General features: G+C 55.8%; 16 protein-coding genes and 2 tRNA genes. 6 read left to right on the top strand and 12 right to left on the bottom strand.

The features are described 5' to 3' along the window. Positions 1–10 precede the first annotated feature (10 nt). The 4 genes from rnd to L1065_RS00220 form a co-directional block, all read right to left on the bottom strand. Entirely contained in the window at positions 11–1171 is a 1161-nt protein-coding gene (gene rnd, locus L1065_RS00235; protein ID WP_237093436.1) for a ribonuclease D, read from the bottom strand. Positions 1172–1322: 151 nt separating this feature from the next. Further along, complete coding sequence (gene purN, locus L1065_RS00230) at positions 1323–1898, bottom strand: phosphoribosylglycinamide formyltransferase (protein ID WP_370641096.1); 576 nt, start codon at positions 1896–1898, stop codon at positions 1323–1325. Next, positions 1895–2959, bottom strand: coding sequence for a phosphoribosylformylglycinamidine cyclo-ligase (gene purM / locus L1065_RS00225; protein ID WP_237093435.1), 1065 nt, complete (start codon positions 2957–2959; stop codon positions 1895–1897). Before purM ends, purN begins: the two co-directional genes overlap by 4 nt. Before the next feature lie 83 nt (positions 2960–3042). Then, the gene (locus L1065_RS00220; RefSeq protein ID WP_237093434.1) at positions 3043–3447 is read right to left on the bottom strand and encodes an ABZJ_00895 family protein; all 405 of its coding nucleotides are present in this window, start codon (positions 3445–3447) and stop codon (positions 3043–3045) included. A 193-nt stretch (positions 3448–3640) separates the two neighbouring features. On the opposite strand from L1065_RS00220, the gene L1065_RS00215 reads away from it, so the two are divergent. Continuing rightward, a tRNA-Ile gene (locus tag L1065_RS00215) sits at positions 3641–3717 on the top strand. A gap of 12 nt (positions 3718–3729) precedes the next feature. Here L1065_RS00215 and L1065_RS00210 read toward each other — a convergent pair. Next, positions 3730–5013 (bottom strand): ATP-binding protein, encoded by a 1284-nt coding sequence (locus tag L1065_RS00210; RefSeq protein WP_237093433.1) that lies wholly within the window; start codon positions 5011–5013, stop codon positions 3730–3732. 69 nt (positions 5014–5082) lie between these two features. On the opposite strand from L1065_RS00210, the gene L1065_RS00205 reads away from it, so the two are divergent. After that, positions 5083–5991 carry an MBL fold metallo-hydrolase gene (locus L1065_RS00205; protein WP_237093432.1) on the top strand — a complete coding sequence of 303 codons (909 nt, stop codon included), beginning with the start codon at positions 5083–5085 and terminating at the stop codon, positions 5989–5991. A 90-nt stretch (positions 5992–6081) separates the two neighbouring features. Beyond that, positions 6082–6156: transfer RNA gene (locus tag L1065_RS00200), tRNA-Asn, on the top strand. Between the two features lie 803 nt (positions 6157–6959). On the opposite strand, the gene L1065_RS00195 is transcribed toward L1065_RS00200, so the two are convergent. After that, positions 6960–7382 carry a hypothetical protein gene (locus tag L1065_RS00195; protein ID WP_237093431.1) on the bottom strand — a complete coding sequence of 141 codons (423 nt, stop codon included), beginning with the start codon at positions 7380–7382 and terminating at the stop codon, positions 6960–6962. Between the two features lie 80 nt (positions 7383–7462). Here L1065_RS00195 and L1065_RS00190 point away from each other — a divergent pair, with 80 nt between their 5' ends. Then, positions 7463–8284: a hypothetical protein gene (locus L1065_RS00190; protein ID WP_237093430.1), complete on the top strand. Its 822-nt coding sequence runs from the start codon at positions 7463–7465 to the stop codon at positions 8282–8284. Between the two features lie 510 nt (positions 8285–8794). Here L1065_RS00190 and L1065_RS00185 read toward each other — a convergent pair. From L1065_RS00185 to L1065_RS00175, 3 genes are read right to left on the bottom strand one after another with little or no spacing between them, the layout of a single operon-like run. Beyond that, entirely contained in the window at positions 8795–9106 is a 312-nt protein-coding gene (locus L1065_RS00185; protein ID WP_237093429.1) for a hypothetical protein, read from the bottom strand. A 42-nt stretch (positions 9107–9148) separates the two neighbouring features. Beyond that, positions 9149–10300, bottom strand: a complete 1152-nt coding sequence (locus tag L1065_RS00180; protein ID WP_237093428.1) for a hypothetical protein — start codon at positions 10298–10300, stop codon at positions 9149–9151. Further along, a complete protein-coding gene (locus L1065_RS00175) occupies positions 10297–10623 on the bottom strand; it encodes a hypothetical protein (RefSeq protein WP_237093427.1) in 327 nt (108 codons plus the stop codon). Before L1065_RS00175 ends, L1065_RS00180 begins: the two co-directional genes overlap by 4 nt. Before the next feature lie 204 nt (positions 10624–10827). Here L1065_RS00175 and L1065_RS00170 point away from each other — a divergent pair, with 204 nt between their 5' ends. Together L1065_RS00170 and L1065_RS00165 are read left to right on the top strand one after the other, a co-directional pair. Further along, a complete protein-coding gene (locus L1065_RS00170) occupies positions 10828–12369 on the top strand; it encodes a site-specific DNA-methyltransferase (RefSeq protein ID WP_237093426.1) in 1542 nt (513 codons plus the stop codon). Between the two features lie 2 nt (positions 12370–12371). Then, a complete protein-coding gene (locus L1065_RS00165) occupies positions 12372–15047 on the top strand; it encodes a DEAD/DEAH box helicase (protein WP_237093425.1) in 2676 nt (891 codons plus the stop codon). Positions 15048–15481: 434 nt separating this feature from the next. Here L1065_RS00165 and L1065_RS00160 read toward each other — a convergent pair whose 3' ends face one another. From L1065_RS00160 to L1065_RS00150, 3 genes are read right to left on the bottom strand one after another with little or no spacing between them, the layout of a single operon-like run. Further along, a complete protein-coding gene (locus tag L1065_RS00160) occupies positions 15482–16045 on the bottom strand; it encodes a hypothetical protein (protein WP_237093424.1) in 564 nt (187 codons plus the stop codon). Positions 16046–16099: 54 nt separating this feature from the next. After that, complete coding sequence (locus tag L1065_RS00155; RefSeq protein ID WP_237093423.1) at positions 16100–17080, bottom strand: tetratricopeptide repeat protein; 981 nt, start codon at positions 17078–17080, stop codon at positions 16100–16102. A gap of 4 nt (positions 17081–17084) precedes the next feature. Beyond that, entirely contained in the window at positions 17085–18761 is a 1677-nt protein-coding gene (locus L1065_RS00150; protein WP_237093422.1) for a phospholipase D-like domain-containing protein, read from the bottom strand. Positions 18762–18776 lie beyond the last annotated feature (15 nt).

Below are 18776 nucleotides of genomic sequence, written 5' to 3'. Positions count from 1 at the left end.
GCGCGCCGCCCTATTTTAATTCGACGGTAACAACCTTTTCGCCGTCAGCAGCAAGGCCAATCTTGCCCTCGCACAGGCGCAGTGCATCGTCGCCAAAGACCTCGGCCCGCCAACCGCGCAGCGATCCGGTCGATCTATCACCAGAGGCGATTGCATCCAATTCCGACGCTGTGGCAACCAGTTTTTGTGCCACGCCCGTCGTATCGCATTTTGCTTTCAGCAAAACACGCAGCAGATCGGCCAAGGCCGGATTCACCTGCTGATTTGCCTTTGTATTGGCGACTTTGGGGTAGGCTTCGGGCGGACAGGCCAAACCCTTTTGAACAGCGTCCAAAATACCTTGTGCAATGTCCCCTTTGCGTGCTTCGCGCATCAACAACCGCGCACCACCAAGATCCTTTAAGGATCCAGGCTTCATAGAGGCCATTTCAAGCAACGCATCGTCTTTCAACACACGGTTGCGCGGCACATTTTTGGTCTGCGCATAGGTTTCCCGGAATTCTGCCAAAGCCTGAACAAGCGCCATAAACCGTCCTGAATTGGTGCGCGTTTTGACACGGCGCCAAGCCTCTGACGGGATCATCTGGTAGGTCTCGGGGCTTGTGAGAACTTGAAGTTCTTCCTCTACCCACTTGTAGCGATTGGATTTTTTAAGCTCTGCCGACAGAAATTCATAAATCTGGCGCAGATGTGTGACATCGGCCAAGGCATAGTTTTTCTGAGCATCAGACAGCGGCCTGCGCGACCAATCCGTGAACCGCGAGGATTTGTCCAACGGTTGTTTGGCAATTTTGCGCACCAAAGTCTCATAGCCGACCTGTTCGCCAAACCCGCAGACCATGGCGGCCACTTGCGTATCGAAAAGCGGGTTGGGAAAGACCTGTGCATCAACAAAAAAGATCTCCAAATCTTGCCGCGCGGCGTGGAACACTTTGACGACAGACGTATCGCGAAAAAGATCATAAAGCGGCGCAAGTGACATCTCGCCCACCAATGGATCGACCAGCACAGCGTCATCATCCCCACCGCCGGGGAATGCCATCTGGATCAAACAAAGTTTGGAATAATACGTCCGTTCGCGCAAAAACTCTGTATCGATCGTAACATAGTCATGGGATTTGGCGCGATCGCAGAATTCTGCGAGATCTTGGGTCGTTGTGAGTATCTTCATTCTTGGCCGCCGATTGTAATTTGTGCAAGATTGCCCGCCTTGCATGCGCGATTGCTCAGTCTGGTTTAGCCTTTTTTATCAGCAATATATAGCAATTTTGTCCAATTTATCTGACACCCCCGCGTCAATTAAAACTTACAAGTTGCGGCGATCAACCTTGCTGCGCCGCAGCAAACTTGCGCAAAACCTCTGGATATAACTTATGTTCTTGGACCAAAACACGATTTGCAAGCACCTCAGCGGTATCCTCTTTCTGCACCCGCACGGTTGCCTGCCCCCAAATTGGACCATCATCCAGCAGGGCTGTAACTTCATGAATCGAGCACCCATGCAAGGAATCACCCGCATCAATCGCCCGTTGGTGGGTGTTCAGACCTTGGTATTTAGGCAGCAACGACGGGTGAATATTCAGCATCCGCCCTTCCCACTTCGACACAAATCCGGCCGTCAGAATACGCATAAACCCCGCAAGGCAAATGATATCGGGGCGAGATTGTTCAAGCCGCGCATGTAGTGCTTCTTCAAAGGCCTCGCGGGTGGCGAAATTCTTGTGCGCAACCGTGGCCGTTTCCACGCCAAGTGCATCCGCCTTGTCCAAACCACCTGCGCCCGCAATATTGGACAGAACAAGACACGGGCGCGCGGGATGGTCGCCGCTCATACTTTCGACAAGCTTAACCATATTCGAACCGCCGCCCGAAATCAGGATCGCCACGCGGAGTGTCACAGAAGCGTGCCTGTGTAGCTGACGTCGCCCTGCCCCTCGCTGACCTGCCCAATCGCGGTGACCACGTGACCATCACGCGCAAAAGCGTCTGTCACCACATCCACCTTACCCTCTGGAACAAAAGCCACCATGCCAATGCCGCAGTTAAAGGTTTTCAGCATCTCGGCCTCGGCAATACCACCGACCTCGGCCAGCCACTTAAAGACAGGCGGCAGATCCCAGGCAGACAGATCAATCTGACAGGCCAGACCATCTGGCAAAGCGCGCGGCAAATTCTCGGTCAGGCCACCGCCTGTAATATGGGCCAACGCATGCAGCGCATCTGCGTGCTTGATCGCCTCAACCGCGCCTTTGACGTAAAGCGCCGTAGGCTCAAGCAGGGCCGCGCCCAAGGTGCCTTCGGTCCATGGGCACGACGCGTCCCATCCAAGCCCCGACACATCTACGATTTTACGGACCAGCGAATAGCCGTTTGAATGCACACCGTTCGATGCAATCCCGAGCAAAACATCACCCGCTTGGACATTCGCAGGCAACCTCACACCGCGTTCCATCGCACCCACGGCAAATCCCGCAAGATCAAAATCGCCACCTTCATACATGCCAGGCATTTCAGCGGTTTCCCCGCCGATCAACGCACAGCCGCTGTCTTGGCAGCCCTTGGCGATCCCGTTGATCACGCGCGTTGCATGGTCCAGGTCCAACTTACCCGTTGCGAAATAATCCAGAAAGAACAGCGGTTCCGCGCCTTGGCAGATCAGATCGTTGACACACATGGCGACCAGATCAATGCCCACCCCGTCAACGTTGCCCGTATCAATCGCGATCCGCAATTTCGTGCCAACACCATCTGTTGCCGCAACCAAAATCGGGTCGGAATATCCAGCCGCCTTTAGGTCGAACAACCCGCCAAACCCGCCAAGCCCCGCCATAACACCAGCGCGATTGGTGGCTTTCGCCGCAGGCTTGATCCGGTCAATCAGCGCATTGCCCGCATCAATATCAACGCCCGCATCGGCGTAGCTTAGGCCAGTCTTGTTTGAAGGGGTATCGGTCGACATGAAAGCAGCTCCATCAAATGTTGCCGCCTGCTAACAGGTCCGCCCGAATGCGTCAAAGGGCCAATCTGTCTTTTGCCGCCCGATCAGCGTTTGATCCCGTCCCGACCGCCCAGAAAAAGAAACAAAACAGCCACACCCGTATAGACGACAAACAAAACTACCATCACCAAAAGCAATGCACCTGGCGCAAGCGTATCCATCGGCACCAATCCAGACGCCAGCGTGATAAACAGCCCCATAAGCAATTGAATGGCCACCACAAAGGCCGCAAATTTGATCATCTCAGAACGCGTCATGACACGTTTTTCCGCTTTGGCAAATTGCATTCCCGTCAAAAATGCAGGCACCAAGGTTGCCACAACCCCACCCATCTGTCCCAAGCTGACGCCCAGAACGGCCTGCAAGGTGATATTGAGCAGCATGATAAAGATGAGGGTCAGCACCAGATACAGGAAAAATCGGCCAACCCACCGCCAAAGATATGTCATTTTGAGTCCCTTCGAACGCGCTAAGTGAGCCGAATTGTCTTGAAGGCTGAGATGCCCCCGAACGCTGGCGTTATGAATTTTTTTGTTGGGCTAATCAATCACGCAAATGACATTTGCCTGCATTAGGTGGGCAAGGCTTTTGACGGGATGATCTTGACGACGCGGCCATGTCTCGGTAGCTCGCTAAATGTGTGGGCCTGTAGCTCAATTGGTTAGAGCAGAGCGCTCATAACGCTTTGGTTGCGGGTTCAAGTCCTGCCGGGCCTACCACACAAAACTGTCCTACTTGCTGAATATCATATCCGCGCGCAGGCCGCCCATCCGGTCTGACTGCGACAGGCGCAAGGTGCCGCCGTGTGCGCGCATGATATCGTTGGCAATAGCCAGCCCAAGGCCAACGCCCGATGCCTTGTTTTGATTGCGCCCCCCTTCCAGACGCGTGAAGGGTTTAACCGCATCCTCGCGTTGATCTGCTGGAATGCCGGGGCCGTCATCTTCCACGCGGATACGGACCGATCGGTCCATTTGCGAAACGCTGACGGCCACGCGGCCTCCGTATTTGGCCCCGTTGGAAATCAGATTGTCCAAGGCCCGCTTGATCGCAAGGGGCTTTACAGCCATCACAATACCCGCGGGCGGGCTGTCCAGCGTCACGGGATGATTGGCCCTTATCGCGGTATCCACGCAGTCTTTGACAAGGGCGCCCATATCCGTGCGCTCTACATCTTCGGAACTGCCGTCTTTGGCGTAGTTCAAAAACTCATCCAGCATGCTTTGCATCTCTTGGATGTCACGCTCCAGATCTGTTGTGTCGTCCTCAATCAACGACAACCCAAGCCGCATGCGCGTAAGCGGTGTGCGCAAATCGTGGCTGATGCCCGATAACATCATACGCCGTTGTTGTGCATGACGGTCCAGACGTGCGCGCATGTCCAGAAACGCATTGCCCGCCAGCCGCATCTCTGTCGCGCCCGATGGCCAATAAGGCACAATCTGACCACGGCCAAAGGCGGTGGCCGCATCCGCCATTCGTTTGATGGGACGCAACTGGTTGCGCAAAAAGATATATGCGATGATCGTCATCACGATCCCGATGAAAAGCATCCAGACAAACAGCTGGTGGGGATTGTCAGGCGACACGCGCACGCGATCAAACCGTATCGCCACAGGGCCATATCGCGACGCGGCAACAAGCGACACGCGGTCACCGTCACTTGCCAGATCAATCGCGTCAATCGGATCAACCATTTCAAACAAGATCCGCCGCACGGTCATGCCAGTCAGGTCAAACCACGGGCGGTCGTCGCGCACATCCACATCTTGCAAGTTGACGTCCAATTCCAATGCGCGGCCGCTCTCTTGCGCGATCTGTGCTGCCTGCTGCCTGTCAGCCGCCGCCTCGACGGTTTCCAGAATATAGGCAATCTCAAGACCAACGACGCGGCTCATTTGTGCTGTGACATCCTCAAAATGGCGTTGGACAAAGGCAATCGCCACCACCACCTGAAGCATCACGACAGGCAGGATCAGGATCAACGCTGCCCGTCCGTAAAGGGACCGCGGCATGTATCGTTTGAGCCAAGCAAAAAACATACCTATTGGTAGACGCAGCCGTGCCACGAAGAAAGCCGATAAATGAGCCTGACCTACCAAACACCCTATGATCTGACCCGCGCTGGCAGCCCTGCCATCCGACGCGTGATTTGCGAAAACCCCTCGCCCCTGACGGGATTTGGCACCAACAGCTATTTGATTGGCACGCGCGATGTTGCGGTGATCGATCCTGGCCCAGATGATGACAGACACCTTGCCGCAGTGCTGGACGCGCTGACGCCCGACCAACGCATCACACACATTCTGGTGACGCACGCCCATCTGGATCATAGCCCGCTTGCCCGCAAACTGTCTGAACGCACAGGCGCGCCCGTCTTCGCCTTTGGCGGCCCTGATGCTGGTCGATCGGATATCATGACCGAATTGATGGCCCATGCGGATCTTGCAGGCGGCGAAGGCCGAGACGAAATATTCCGCGCTGATGTCACTTTGAAAGATGGCGACACTGTAAAAGCCACGGATTGGGCGCTGACCGCCCATTGGACACCGGGTCATTTTGGCAATCATATGACGTTCGAAACTGGTGATACGGTGTTTTCAGGTGATCTTGTCATGGGGTGGGCAACCTCGCTTGTTTCGCCACCCGATGGGGATTTGACGGACTTTATGGCCTCGTGCCGTGCGCTGCGGGGCCGCGCCCCCGCACGCCTGCTGCCCGGTCACGGTGCTGTGGTCGAAAACGCCTGTGAGCGCATTGACTGGCTGATTGACCACCGGCTGCAACGCGAAGCACAGATTCTTGAGGTTCTTTCCACCCGCAGCGCAACAGCCGCTGACATCACCAAGGTCGTCTATCGCGATGTTGCCACCCACCTTTGGCCTGCCGCAACCCGCAATGTTCTTGCCCATCTTATTGACTTAAAACAACAAAACCGCGCTTTCACACAATCGCCCATCAAACCGGACAGTGTTTTTTCGGCCTCAAAATAACCCCGGGAAACCCTGTGCAAATAAACTGTGCTTTTTGACGAAAACCCTCTTGTCGGAGCCAAATGCCATTGCTATACGCAGCCTCGGTATTCCGGCGTAGCTCAGCGGTAGAGCAGTTGACTGTTAATCAATTGGTCGTAGGTTCGATCCCTACCGCCGGAGCCAACTTTCCTTCAAGCTATTGAAAACGTGTGGTTTTCGGATTTAGCTCCGTACGCTTTCGGGTGTTTCGGCGCTTTGCTGACACCTAGATGTCACAACGCATGCACTCCTGGTGAACAGGTCAGTCCTTCGGTGTCCCTCATCAAGAGGGCATCATGCGATCCAAACCTACTTTTACCGCCAAGGCCGCCACTTTCATTTTCGACGCCGCATCCCGGGGTTATCCACATCTATTCGTCCCATTCGCATCGCTTGGGGACGACAGACGAGAAAACGGCGCATACGTGGTCCAGAACACTGATTACAGAGTTCGAAGCCATGCTGGACGCCTTTCTTTTCGTAATTGACCCCCTCCCTGAAGAGCTGATCGCGCAGTACTTTGATGCACGGCTGAAGATACCCTGCGCCGTCAGTCGCAAATGCAGCGGATGTCTGGCCGTTCGGCAGCCCCCGGCACTGCTGCACCCATCCAGCGCACCGTGATCGAAAGCCTCTTGAAAGACGGGATCAAGGATGGCTTTCCTCCCTCTCGCCTAAACCCCAAGTGGTGTGCCCAAGAAGTCAAAGGCGCTGTGGATCTCTACGCCGCTGAACACGAGTATCAGATTTTGGAAGCATACCTGCACGCAAGACTTGCTGCGTTGGGCGCGGAACAGGTTGCTCAGATTTTTCGCGCCAAGCTCTACGAAGATCGCGCAAAGGAGATGGTGACCTCAGCGGACATCCTTCAGTCATTCGAAGCGCCCCAGATCGCAGCAGCGCGGCAGCCCTGGTCCGACGGTCAAGCAGAGGAGCCACAGGGGCCACTACGCGTTAGTTCCCAACCTATTGCCGTCGCGACCCCAAGCCCTTCCCTGCCACCATTGGCCACAAAAGTTTCCGCCTTTACTGAAGGTGTTTCCCAGATCAACGGCCCGTTCACGATCGCGAAACTTCGCCAGCAGTTGAAGCAAGCGGAAGATGTCGCCAAGGAGAGAGGCCAAGCGCAAAAGGGCGCCGATATCGCCAGCGTTTTTTGGCGCATGGCACTCACTGATGGCTTCTCCAACGAAACGATCAACCAGCGGATTACTGAGATCAGATTGTTCTGTCCAACGACCGGTTTGCAAATGGTTGACCAGATCCGGCAGCATCACCTGTCTGTATTCCGGGATGCAATGAGCGATTTTCCGAATAACTTCATGAGATCTGAGCATGATGCCACGAAGACCTACGAAGAAATCAGGCACGCAGTAAGGCAGAATCCAAAGTCGTTTGCCGCCCTGAGCGACACCACTCGAAAACGGCACACGAAACGATTGAATTGCTCTTGGAACGCGCCGCTTCCGAAGGTTATCAGCTGGACGACGCTCTGGATGTTTCTAAGATCACCCCGAAGGTCAAAGGCCAGTCCAAAAAGCACAAAAAACGCGCCGCTTTCAAGTTTTCGGAGGTTCAGGCCGTGTTCGGACATACGCTTTGGCAAGGAGCCCAAAGCAAGGGACGACGGCATGTTCCTGGGAATGTCATCACGAAGGATTGCCGTTTCTGGATTCCGCTGATCCTCCAGTATACTGGGGCGCGCCGCGCTGAAATCGCAGGGCTGCTTTCATCGGATATTCAAGTCCGCGAGGGCTACGATTGCATCGTTATTCACGCGAACAAATATCGAGGGATCAAGGGCGAAGACCCAGGCGAGACGGATGAGGCGTTGAAGCTGACACGTGTTGTGCCGATTCATCCGCATCTGATTGAACTCGGGTTCCTGGAATATGCGCAAGAGATGCAGAAAGAGGACAGCCCCCTTCTGTTCCCCGACGTCGTGCCCACGCCTCGTAAGGGCTCAAAGAGATCTCTCGCGCCTGACCCAGAGATGCACGTCGATAAATTTGGTGAATCGATTGACGACATTTGGCGGAACGGCCTGAAGCATGCTCTGAACGGCAATCCACGGAAGCTCTGTATGCATTCCCTGGGTCACTACGTGAACAACTTCTTCTTGTTTTCGAAGGATGTCAGTGCTCTGGTTCGGCTCGCTATCGTTGGCCATGTCGACAATGACAAGGAAGATACGAACACTGACGTTTACCGCGATGATGCTCCCATGGAGTTGAAAGTGAAAGCCATTCGTATGCTACCCAGAGCGTTCTGAAGCAATAGGTGGAGCGGGCATCAGCTGGTGGAAGCTTGATTTTCTGAAAGACGCATGAACGACGACGATGATCTTATCGCCAAAATCGAAATCACCTTATCCCCAGCCATCTAAATATGCGCACTGGAAATTTGTCCTTGCGGCTAACGCTTCCCACCGTGCAGCTGGAGTTAAAAACTTGGAACTCGCAATCAGAACCAACGGTCCTTGCCGGGCCCTTTTCGGCCGTTTTGGGCTCCTGCACGTCGTCCATACCAGATGGCTGCATTTAACGCGGCTCAAAAGTCTCATCAGCTTCTTGGTCTGCAGGATCATCGATACCAAACTTGGCGAGAATTATCCTGTCGGAAGGCTCCTCAGCGATCCAAACACCGGGCTTCCGGGTTACGAGCTTCCAACCGTCGCCAGACACCACTACGGCTTTCTCGCCCTCAAACGATGATATTCCAGCCTGCCATGCGCAGTCAGGCAGCACCTCTTGACCCGTGCGGATCGCAAATCGCAGCAGGTCTACCCATCGATGCTCCCCTCCAGTTGGTGTCGAACCCATGCCGTGTCGATCCTGATCTGAGACACCATCGCTTTCAGCTGTTCCTGCTCTTCGACCATTTGCTCCATCAGCGTTGCCCGCGGGATGAGTGCCTCCATGGCTGTCGCATGGCGCATTATCAGGGTGCGGATGCTCTCGAACTCCGCCACCAGGGCCTGCAAGTTCGCGGCGATGTCCCGGTCCTTGTGGCTGTCGAGAACGGCCGTGAGCAGCCCGATCAACTCTGTCATCTGGGTTTTCATTTGGGTGGTATCTTCGTGATCGTCCGGCATATGGGATGACCTCCAGTTTGGTTCTAAGCAGTTCAGCCTGCTTTATGATGATGTGAACGATGCCGCCGCAAGGACGGCGGTTCGAAGGTGCTGAAGTCTGCGAGCAACCTTTGAGATGACCGTTGTCAGCCTCGCAGCTACAGAAACTGCCCTTGGCAGGCCGGTTCGTTCCAGGGGCTGACAGTTAGGATGGTGCAGCGGTAGGTCGTACGGATGATCGTGTGGCCTGCCGCCAATCTTGGGTGCATCATGGCCTGCCCAGTTAACCCGGTACTGTCGAGCATTCATCACGGCCATACGCCGCCAGAGACGGTCATACGTCAGTCTTGAGAGTTCATCCTCGTCGGCCTGTGTCGCCGACGCGCGTCCGCCCAACACACCGCCTTTGAATACGGTCGCCCCGGACCCGACCTTGGCTTTGACCGTCAGACGCCCATCCCGCAAGGGCCCGAGGCGATAGCCCACATCCATTAGGCAGGATGCAAGGTCCAAAGCAAAATTGAGGACCGATTTGGTTTCAAGCCGATTGGCTAAACCCTTGACCTGATCGAGAATGAAAACTTGGGGATCTTCAAGGAACTCGGTGACTCCCGAACGCATCGCGGATCGATGTTTTCTTTCCAACCAGTCCGGGCCTACGGGCGCCGGGTGTTTCGAACTATTCGGGTCGTACCAGCCAAATTCCTCATTCAGAAGATCTTGGGTAGTACACCATATCCGACCGGCCGAGGATTTCGGTGGGTTGGGGTTATAACTGCGAATTGCACCAACATCGCGGTGAGCGAAACGCGGACTGACAATATTGATTTCCAGACGCCCCAAATGAGTGTGGGTCGAGGCCAGTATTGGCGGGCGGTTCGCAGGCGGAATACCGGGGAATGCCGTCTCCAATGTAAAGGACAATGCAGCGGATCCCTGACCCCGTTCTTTAGGACTTCCAGAATTGAATGCCGCAACATCGATATCATCCTCGTGGAACGACAACACCAGCGACCTGTATCGCCGCTGCGTTCTCTGAACTGCGAGATAGGATTGTATGACGAACGGGTCGCCCAGAAGGAGTTCTGGTGTCGGTCGCCGCTGCTCGATCACTTTGCGCCCGTTGATCCAACGCGGCACATATTCGGCCAACAGGTAGCGCGATGGCTGTGCCGGGTCGGAACTGACGTGATGCTTTGACCAGCTGATCCTCAAAGCACGAACTCCCTGACCGATGCTAGGAGTCGAATGGTCCGCTCCAGCTGGTTGAGTTTCGACAGGATGAGAAGGCCGTCCGCGTCGTCCGGCGCCCCGTAGGCAATGCGGCGCAGCTCCTTCTGGGTCGTCTCAAGTACGGCCAGTCCATTGGCAAAGCTTTCGGCAGACACGCCTGCCGTGCGGCCCAACGCGGCCTCAACAACAAAAGCGGAAACGGAAAGCCCGGCTTGCTGCACGGCCCGCCGGATGTGCGCCTGCTCCTCCGCGGACGCGCTGTATTTGTATTGCTTCTTCGCTGAAACAGGTGCTCGTCGGGTCATGGTCGGTCCTGCCGGAAATAGGCCTACGCTGGGGATCTTGATGGTGCTTATGTCCCGCTCAGTATATGTGTCAGGCAATCTGACGATGAGTCCGGCACCGCTGATTAATGTGGACAACTCAAAGGGCTATGAACCCTCGACGTCAAAACTGTGGATTGCTAAGCTAACGGCACGGCCGACAAGAGCCGATGAGGGGGAGTGGACATGCCGACATTGGACTGGTTGGGGCGCGAGGCGCATCTGCGCGCGGCAGAGGCCGTGCCGTATCGGCTGCTCACCGAGGACGACACGTTGGGCGTCGCGGCACAGGACGGGGCGGACAACCTGCTGGTGCAGGGCGACAATCTGGAGGCGCTCAAGGCGCTGCTGCCCTTTTATGCGGGCAAGGTGAAATGCATCTATATCGATCCGCCCTACAACACCCGCTCCGCGTTCGAGCATTACGATGACAGTCTGGAACACGCGCAATGGCTGGGGATGATCGTGCCGCGCCTGATGCTTTTGCGGGAGTTCCTGTCAGAGGACGGCTCCATCTGGGTCAGCATAGACGACAATGAAGGGCATTATCTGAAAGTCGTGATGGACGAGATTTTCGGGCGGCGGAATTTTGTGGCTAGCGTAATTTGGGAAAAAAGAAAAAGTCGAGAGAATAGGCGCGTATTCTCATTCAAGCATGACTTCATACTCTCGTATGCGAATGACAAAGTTAAATTCGCTTCTTCACGAAACCCAATACCGATTTCAGACGACGTAAGAAAACGTTATAGAAATCCCGATGATGATCCTCGCGGAAATTGGCAATCAGTTGCTATCACAGCGCAGGCTGGACACGGTACCGCTAGTCAATTTTATGATGTGACCACACCAAACGGACGCAAAATATCTCCCCCAAGTGGAAATTGTTGGCGCTACAATCGTGAAAAACTTGGGGAACTGATTGACGAAGGTAGGATTTACTTCGGCAAGACTGGTGGAAATGTTCCAAGACTCAAAAAGTTTCTTTCTGAGTCTTCATTGGCGGGTATGACCCCTGAAACGCTGTGGTATGCAGATGACGTTGGTACGAACGATGAAGCGAAACGCTCAGCAAATCAACTTTTCGGTTCTGCTGTCTTCGACACACCCAAACCCGAACGCCTCCTCCAACGCATTCTCCACATCGCCACCAACCCTGGCGACCTTGTGCTCGACAGTTTCCTCGGCTCAGGCACCACGGCCGCCGTGGCGCACAAGATGGGGCGGCGCTGGATCGGGGTCGAGATGGGCGATCACGCCCGCACCCATTGCGCCACCCGCCTGCACAAGGTCATCGAGGGTGAACAGGGCGGCATTTCCAAGGACGTCGATTGGCAGGGCGGCGGCGGCTTTCGGTTCTGCACCCTGGGGCCTGCGGTCTTTGATGCGGAGGGTCGTGTTGCCGATGGCATCCGCTTCCCCGACCTTGCCCGCCATGTCTGGTTTGCCGAAACCAAGACGCCGTTGACCACCGCCCCGACAGCCTCGCCCGTGTTGGGCACACATGGGGACCGCACCATTGCGCTGCTGTTCAACGGGATCCTCAAGGACCGCTCCGCCCAAGGGGGCAATGTGCTGACCCATGCCACGTTGCAGCTGATCCGCGAGGATGCGGGCCATGACGGCCCCCTGACCGTCTATGGCGCGGCCTGCCGCCTGTCCGAAGCCACCCTGCGTGACCGGAACATCGTTTTCCGGCAGACGCCCTACGACCTGCCACAGAGGGCCTGACCATGCAGCTCAAGCGATACCAGCAAGCCACCCTCGATGCGCTCGATCGGTTCCTGACGACCGCCGCCGCCTCGGGCCCCGCCGACGCCTTTGCCCGCGAAGTGGCGCGGCAGGATGAGGAAACACGGCTTTTGGGCATTCAACCAGGCAGCCGCACCTACACCCCCCTGCAAGAGCTTCCCGATGTTCCCTATGTCTGCCTGCGCCTACCCACCGGGGGCGGCAAGACATTGCTTGCGGCAGAGGCGATCCAGCTGGCGGGGCGATCCTATTTGCGGCGCGATCATCCCCTGACGCTGTGGTTCGTGCCTTCCGATGCCATCAAGACCCAGACGCTGGAGGCCTTGGCAGACCCGGCCCACCCCTATCGCCGTCGCCTTGACGAGGTGTTCGGCGGCCGGGTCCGTGTCTTCGACATCGCGGCTTTCGACACGATCCGCCCGCAGGATATCGCGCGCAACACCTGCATCGTCGTCTCGACCATTCAGGCCTTTCGGGTCAAGAACACCGTTGGCCGCCGTGTCTATTCGCATCACGAGGAGCTGGAGGCGCATTTCGCAGGCGTGCCCACCGCAGGGATGGAGACGGTGACGGCAGAGGACGCGAATGCCGCGAAGGGCCACGGCTTGCTGAGTGAAGGCGCGGTCAAGTTCAGCTTTGCCAATCTGCTCTTCCATCACCGCCCCCTGATGATCGTCGATGAGGCGCATAACGCCGTGTCGGGCCTGACCCGGGAATTGCAGGCGCGCATCCGCCCCTCGGCCATCCTGGAGTTCACGGCGACGCCGCGGGGTGTGTCGAACATCCTTCACTCCGTGACAGCCGCGGCGCTGAAGGATGAGGAGATGATCAAGCTTCCGATCCGGGTCCGCCCCCATGATGATTGGCGCGCCGCCGTCTCCGCGACGGTCGCGACCCGCCATATGCTTGAGGAGAAGGCCTTGCATGAGGCGGAGCATCTGCGGCCCATCGCGCTCTATCAGGCACAGGCGAAGAACGGGCATCCGACTGTGAGCGAATTGAGGGATTACCTGACCCAGGAAAAGCTTATCCCGGAGGAGCGCATCAAGGTCGCGACCGGCGAACAGCGCGAGTTGGACGGCGTCAACCTGCGCGACCCCGCCGAAGAAACCCGGCACGTGATCACCGTGGCCGCCCTGAAAGAGGGATGGGATTGCCCGTCGGCCTATGTCCTCTGCGCCACGCAACGCCTGTCATCCTCAACGGCTGTCGAACAGCTTCTGGGGCGCGTTCTGCGGATGCCCTATGCCGCGCGGCGCAAGGATGAAGCCCTGAACGCGTCTTACGCCCATGTGTCGGAGCCGTCCTTTCAGGAAGCCGCCGAAGCCCTGCGCGACAAGCTGATCGACATGGGTTTCACAGACGAAGAAGTGCGCCAGTCTTTGAAGCCCACCTCTGTCGAGCAAGACCCACAGGGGACGTTGTTTGACCCAGACCCAGTGCGCCCCAAGCCGGTTTTCCAGTTCGACCTGCCCGATGGCGACGCTGCAAGACGCGAAATTGATGATCCAGCTGTTGACTGGATACCGCGCGAGGACGGCAGTGTTACCGTTGCGATACGGGGTGATGTGTCAGACGAGGTGGCAACTGCGATCACCCGACTTGCCCCCGCCGATGCAGAAGCTGAGATTACGGCAAGACTAGAGCGTCATCGTGCAATCGTGGAAGCGGGGCGATCACTCGCGGACAAAGGTGCAGTCATCGAGGTCCCCCTGCTTCTGGCGCAGATGAATGGTGAGGTCTTCTTAGCTGACGCCGAGGCCATCCTCGAGCGCACGGATTGGTCCCTCACAAACCACCCTGCCCGTCTGTCCGAGCAAGAGTTCGCTTTCCGTCGCGATGAAGAGCTTGTTGAAATAGATCTGGACGGTGATCGTCTGGTCTATCGCAGAGACCGCCGGGAACAGGTGTCTTTACCCGCGCTCGCAGGACCGTCTGATGGGGAAATGCAAACGGGCTTCATTCGGTGGCTGGAACGTGAATGCCGCGTTCAAGATGTATCTCCTGGCGAGATGCAGACTTGGCTGGCGGGCGTAGTGGTGAATTTTCTCAACCGAGGGATAAACATCCGCACCCTGATCGACTGGCAACATGCCCTGGCGGCACGTTTACGTCGAAAGATCTCTGATATCAGGGACAGTGAACGCAAAAAAGCGTATCAAGCGACGTTGTTCGACACCAAACACGAGAATGATCAGCCTCCTCCGGTGATCCGGTTTGATGCGTCCGTTTATGCTGACGTTCCGACCAGGCCAACTGGCGCACTTAGACTGAACCGCCACCTGCTCGGCCATGATCGTGCGCCGCTCACAGATGGCAACATTTCCGGGGAAGAATTCCAGTGCGCGCTGGCCTTAGATAATATTGACGGTGTTGACGTCTGGGTTCGCAATGTGGCTCGCCACCGCGACTCTTTTTGGCTCCCCCGGGCTAACGGTCACCGGTTCTATCCCGACTTTGTGGCTAAGCTTCATGACGGCCGATTATTCGCAGTCGAGTATAAAGGAGCACACATCGTCGGCGCACCAGAAGCGCAAGAAAAAGACCTGATAGGCCGGCTATGGGCACGACGAACCGGAAATGTCTTCTTGACAGTCGTGAAAGACCTAGCTGGATCTGATCCTGGACAGCAGCTGGCGAGAGCTATCCAAAGCTAGCATCTTGGGCGGAAAGTGTGAATTCGCGGCATTGCGGCGGGGACTTGACGAAATCGCCAAAGCGGAAACAACGCTTGGAAATTAGGTCGGTCTTGTTTCGGAAAATTTTTTCAGGGAAAAGCTATTCGCTGCAGCTCGCACTGAAAGCAGCCGAAAATCTAAGGTAGTCGGGTGTGAGGAGGTCAAAGAACAGTAAGGGCAAATGATCGCAAATATCTGGAATGGGAAAACCAGACTGATTAAATGATCCACGGGTTCGCCGAATTGTGGACCCGCTCCGCGCGTCTCCATACCGGCCCGCGGCCATGAACGGTGCCGCACACTATGTCACGCATCAAGAAAATACGAGCCATTCTTAGCAGACTTAACCGTGGCAAAAAAACGGCATAACTGATGAATAACGAACACTACGGTAGTCCCGAGGCGGTCCAGTTTTAAAGTTGCCGCTCATCAGTTTTCCAACTTAAAATTAAGTCGGCGTGCGGACATTGTCCTTCAGCATTTTCAGCCATATAAATCAAAGCAAACCGCAGTAAATCGGGTGCGTTTTCGAGTTCGCTGCGTTGCACATCAACATGAATTTTACCCTGTAACGCGATTATAGAGAGCGCAATCAGGAATACATCACCTTCAAGACTAGCAGCTATTTCACTCAGCCGATCGCTGGCAGGAAGCAACTGTGGCCGTAACATGCCGATCACTCTGAGTGTCGCAGGGTCCAGCGCAATCTCCGGTGAAATAGATTGCCAGATTTTTGAAATCTGCGCTAAATTGGCCCCCTTGCACCACGAAAGTGCAACGGCCCCGATGATCGTCCAACCGGCACCATAGCAGAGATGCTCCCAGAGCAAAGCATCATAATCTTCAAGTTTTTTAAGCGCATCTCGGTCTGCCTGATCCAACATTTCTCTGATTTTGAAGAAATGCGAATTCCTGGGGACAGTTTCCCATTCCTGCGCGTTCGAATGAAGCATTTGCCAGACGTCTACCGCGCTCACGGGACCGTCAAGCCAATGTACTCCATCGGTTATCGCACTTACTGTCATGTCGGTCTAGCGACTGCGAATGACAGTAAGGCTCGACAGATCAAATGGCTGAACTGGTGTCGGTGGCAATCCGGCGGCCTCGCGGGTCAGTGGCCCGTCTGGACGCGGACACCTTTCGTCTATCAGCGGTCCCTCCGACGGGCCCAGTGCTTTTAAACAGGCCACCATATCCGGGTCATAAAGTGGCTGATCTTCAAACTTGTAGATCGGTATCACGTTTGTTCCGAAATACGGATCAGAGAGTTTCTCGGCCTCTCGCGCGTAGTATTCGCGCTTGAGTGGCGCCGGTTCTTTCAAGAAGTAATGCAGTGACAGCTGCGCGAAACCCTCTGGGTCACCACGTCTCGACACCTCTTCAAGCAATGCCTTCCCGCGCGTAATCCTGTCACGGTTCGCCGGGATCGGTAGTAAGGATTGCAAAAGGTTTAGGTCGTGCCGACCGAGGAGAAGGATACCTCGAAGATCGTCGCGCCTTGCTGCTTCGATAAAGCACGCTTGTGCGCGTGTAGGATCAGCAGGCCCCGCCCTACCGGAATGATGGTAGAGTCCCATCCCGATATACCCACGCACGTCGCCGCGCCGGGCCATTTCGACGTTCCAGCGAAAAGCCGCTTGGTGATCGCGTGGAAAACTATCTGGATCAGAGTGCCCCCAACCGTTCTGCTCGTACACAGAAAGGTTGTTCATTGCGCCAACATGGCCTATCTCGGCCGCCTGTGAATAAAGCCTGCGGGCTTCCACTCTGTCAGGCTCGATTCCACGCAATTCTACAGGTATTGTCTCCGGCATCTCGACCATGATCGTCAAGTCATGCGCGCGGGCCCGCTGGTAGATCTGTTCTGCTTCCGGACTGGTGTTCGGCGCAATCAAGTCACTGTCGTTGAACATACACATCTTATCCGTCAAGTTCTTCGCTGGTACGGTGTTAGCCGTTGCAAAATATAGACCCAATCCAAGAAACCCCACTGTCGCGACGACAGAGATCATGACCTTAACCAAGACTGCCTCCCTCGCCCAGTGGCGTGATCTGCGCTAATCGGTTGGCACGTTCGTCATTGGGGTCACGCCCGTCTGCCGTATAGTTCACGACCCGGCCGTGCGGTAGACGCACGGGCGACCCGGCCAAAACTGAATTTTGGGCGACCATGTCTTGCCACTTGGCGAAGGCCAGCATCGGATCGTTGCCACGATCAAATTCGTTCATCGGATCCCCCACAAGGATATTCATGATTTCACGGCGCAGACGAAGGGCCTCCTGCCCGTCCAAAACGCCGATGTTCAGCTCTGGATCGCTTTCCATGCCACGTCGATTATAGTTAGCGGACCCAATCGAATAAAAGACATCGTCGACCAGCAAAAGCTTGGCATGGACATAGACCGTTGAATGGTACGGTGCTTCCTCGTTCAACATCGTTGTCATCGAGATTGGCGTGCCGGCAGCGTTGAACTTGTCAAAGGTCACGCCATCATGACCAGCCTGAGTCCGTACGGACTGGCGATCAAAAAAACCGAGCTCGTCGATGTTGGCTGGGATATTCCAATCATTCGTGACGATCATCATCGGCACTTGTTTCTTGCGTGGAATATCGCGATTTGTGGCCCACCAATCGATGATCCGGTCAGTCAGAGGCCAATTTCGGAAATACTGATTGACCATCAAAATGTAACGATCAGCGTTTTGCATCGCATGTAGATAGAGCTTTTCGATATCCCGTGCAGGAGGAGAGGCTTTTGGAAAAGTCGCGGCAACTTGTGCCGGGGCCCGGCGAGCGCGCCCGCTGAAGCGTGATACCGCAGGCGCGGCTGGTGGATTATTGCCCGTGTTTGCTTTCCACACGCGCGAGAAGTTCGCGTAGACGTCTACGACAGCCTTGCCCCAAATTTGTGTACTGATGTCGAGATAGGGTTTGATCCGTGATGACGTCTCGGTCCGGTAGGTAAAATGACCTGCATGTTCAAGATCGCGCAGTGCTTCATATTCCTGTCGGAAACGTTCAACAGTCGCTGCATGGTGCGGCGGCACATATCCGGTCATATCCCGGTAGAATTCGTAGTTCTTCCGCGCGGTTTCAAGCTGTTGAGCGTATTGATCAGCACTGACCTGATCCATCGTTCTCAGGTAGAACTGACGCCGTGGACTGACGCGGCGCAAATTGACTGAGGACCAGTAATTGACCAGCATGTTGTGGCCCATCACAAATGCTGTTGCCGCGGATGGGTTTTCGATGTCGATAATAATCGACTTCTGGTGGAAGCTGGGAAACAGGTGGATCGGGTTGGTGCTCAACGAATTTGTCATCTCAAATTCGATGTTTGGATAGTCTTTCACAAGCTCGCGAAACTTCGCGAGGTTCGTGCTATTGCCGCCCAAGTCTGCGTCGGTTGGATCCTCAGCGCCGCTACCGCCGGAACCGATACCGACCTTGTAATGATCCCAAACCACCATTCTGATCCGAAAGGCCGGATTCCTGGCTTTTTCCAAAAGCATTTCGCCTAGAATGGCCTGTTTGTCCCAGTTATTTTCAGTGCCGCGCTCCAGCAACATTGCGGGGTCCAAACCCCAGAAGCAGAGGTTGATGCTGCTTCGCGCAGCGCGCAACGCCCGTGCGACAGCGGCGAAGGCATCTTCTCCGCAAACCAGCGGCGATACCGTGGTGGCGGGCCGCATTGGAAACTCGCTGTT

This window comes from Nereida sp. MMG025, assembly GCF_021654165.1.
Lineage (GTDB): Bacteria > Pseudomonadota > Alphaproteobacteria > Rhodobacterales > Rhodobacteraceae > Nereida.
This window is presented reverse-complemented; position numbering and strand designations above follow the sequence as displayed.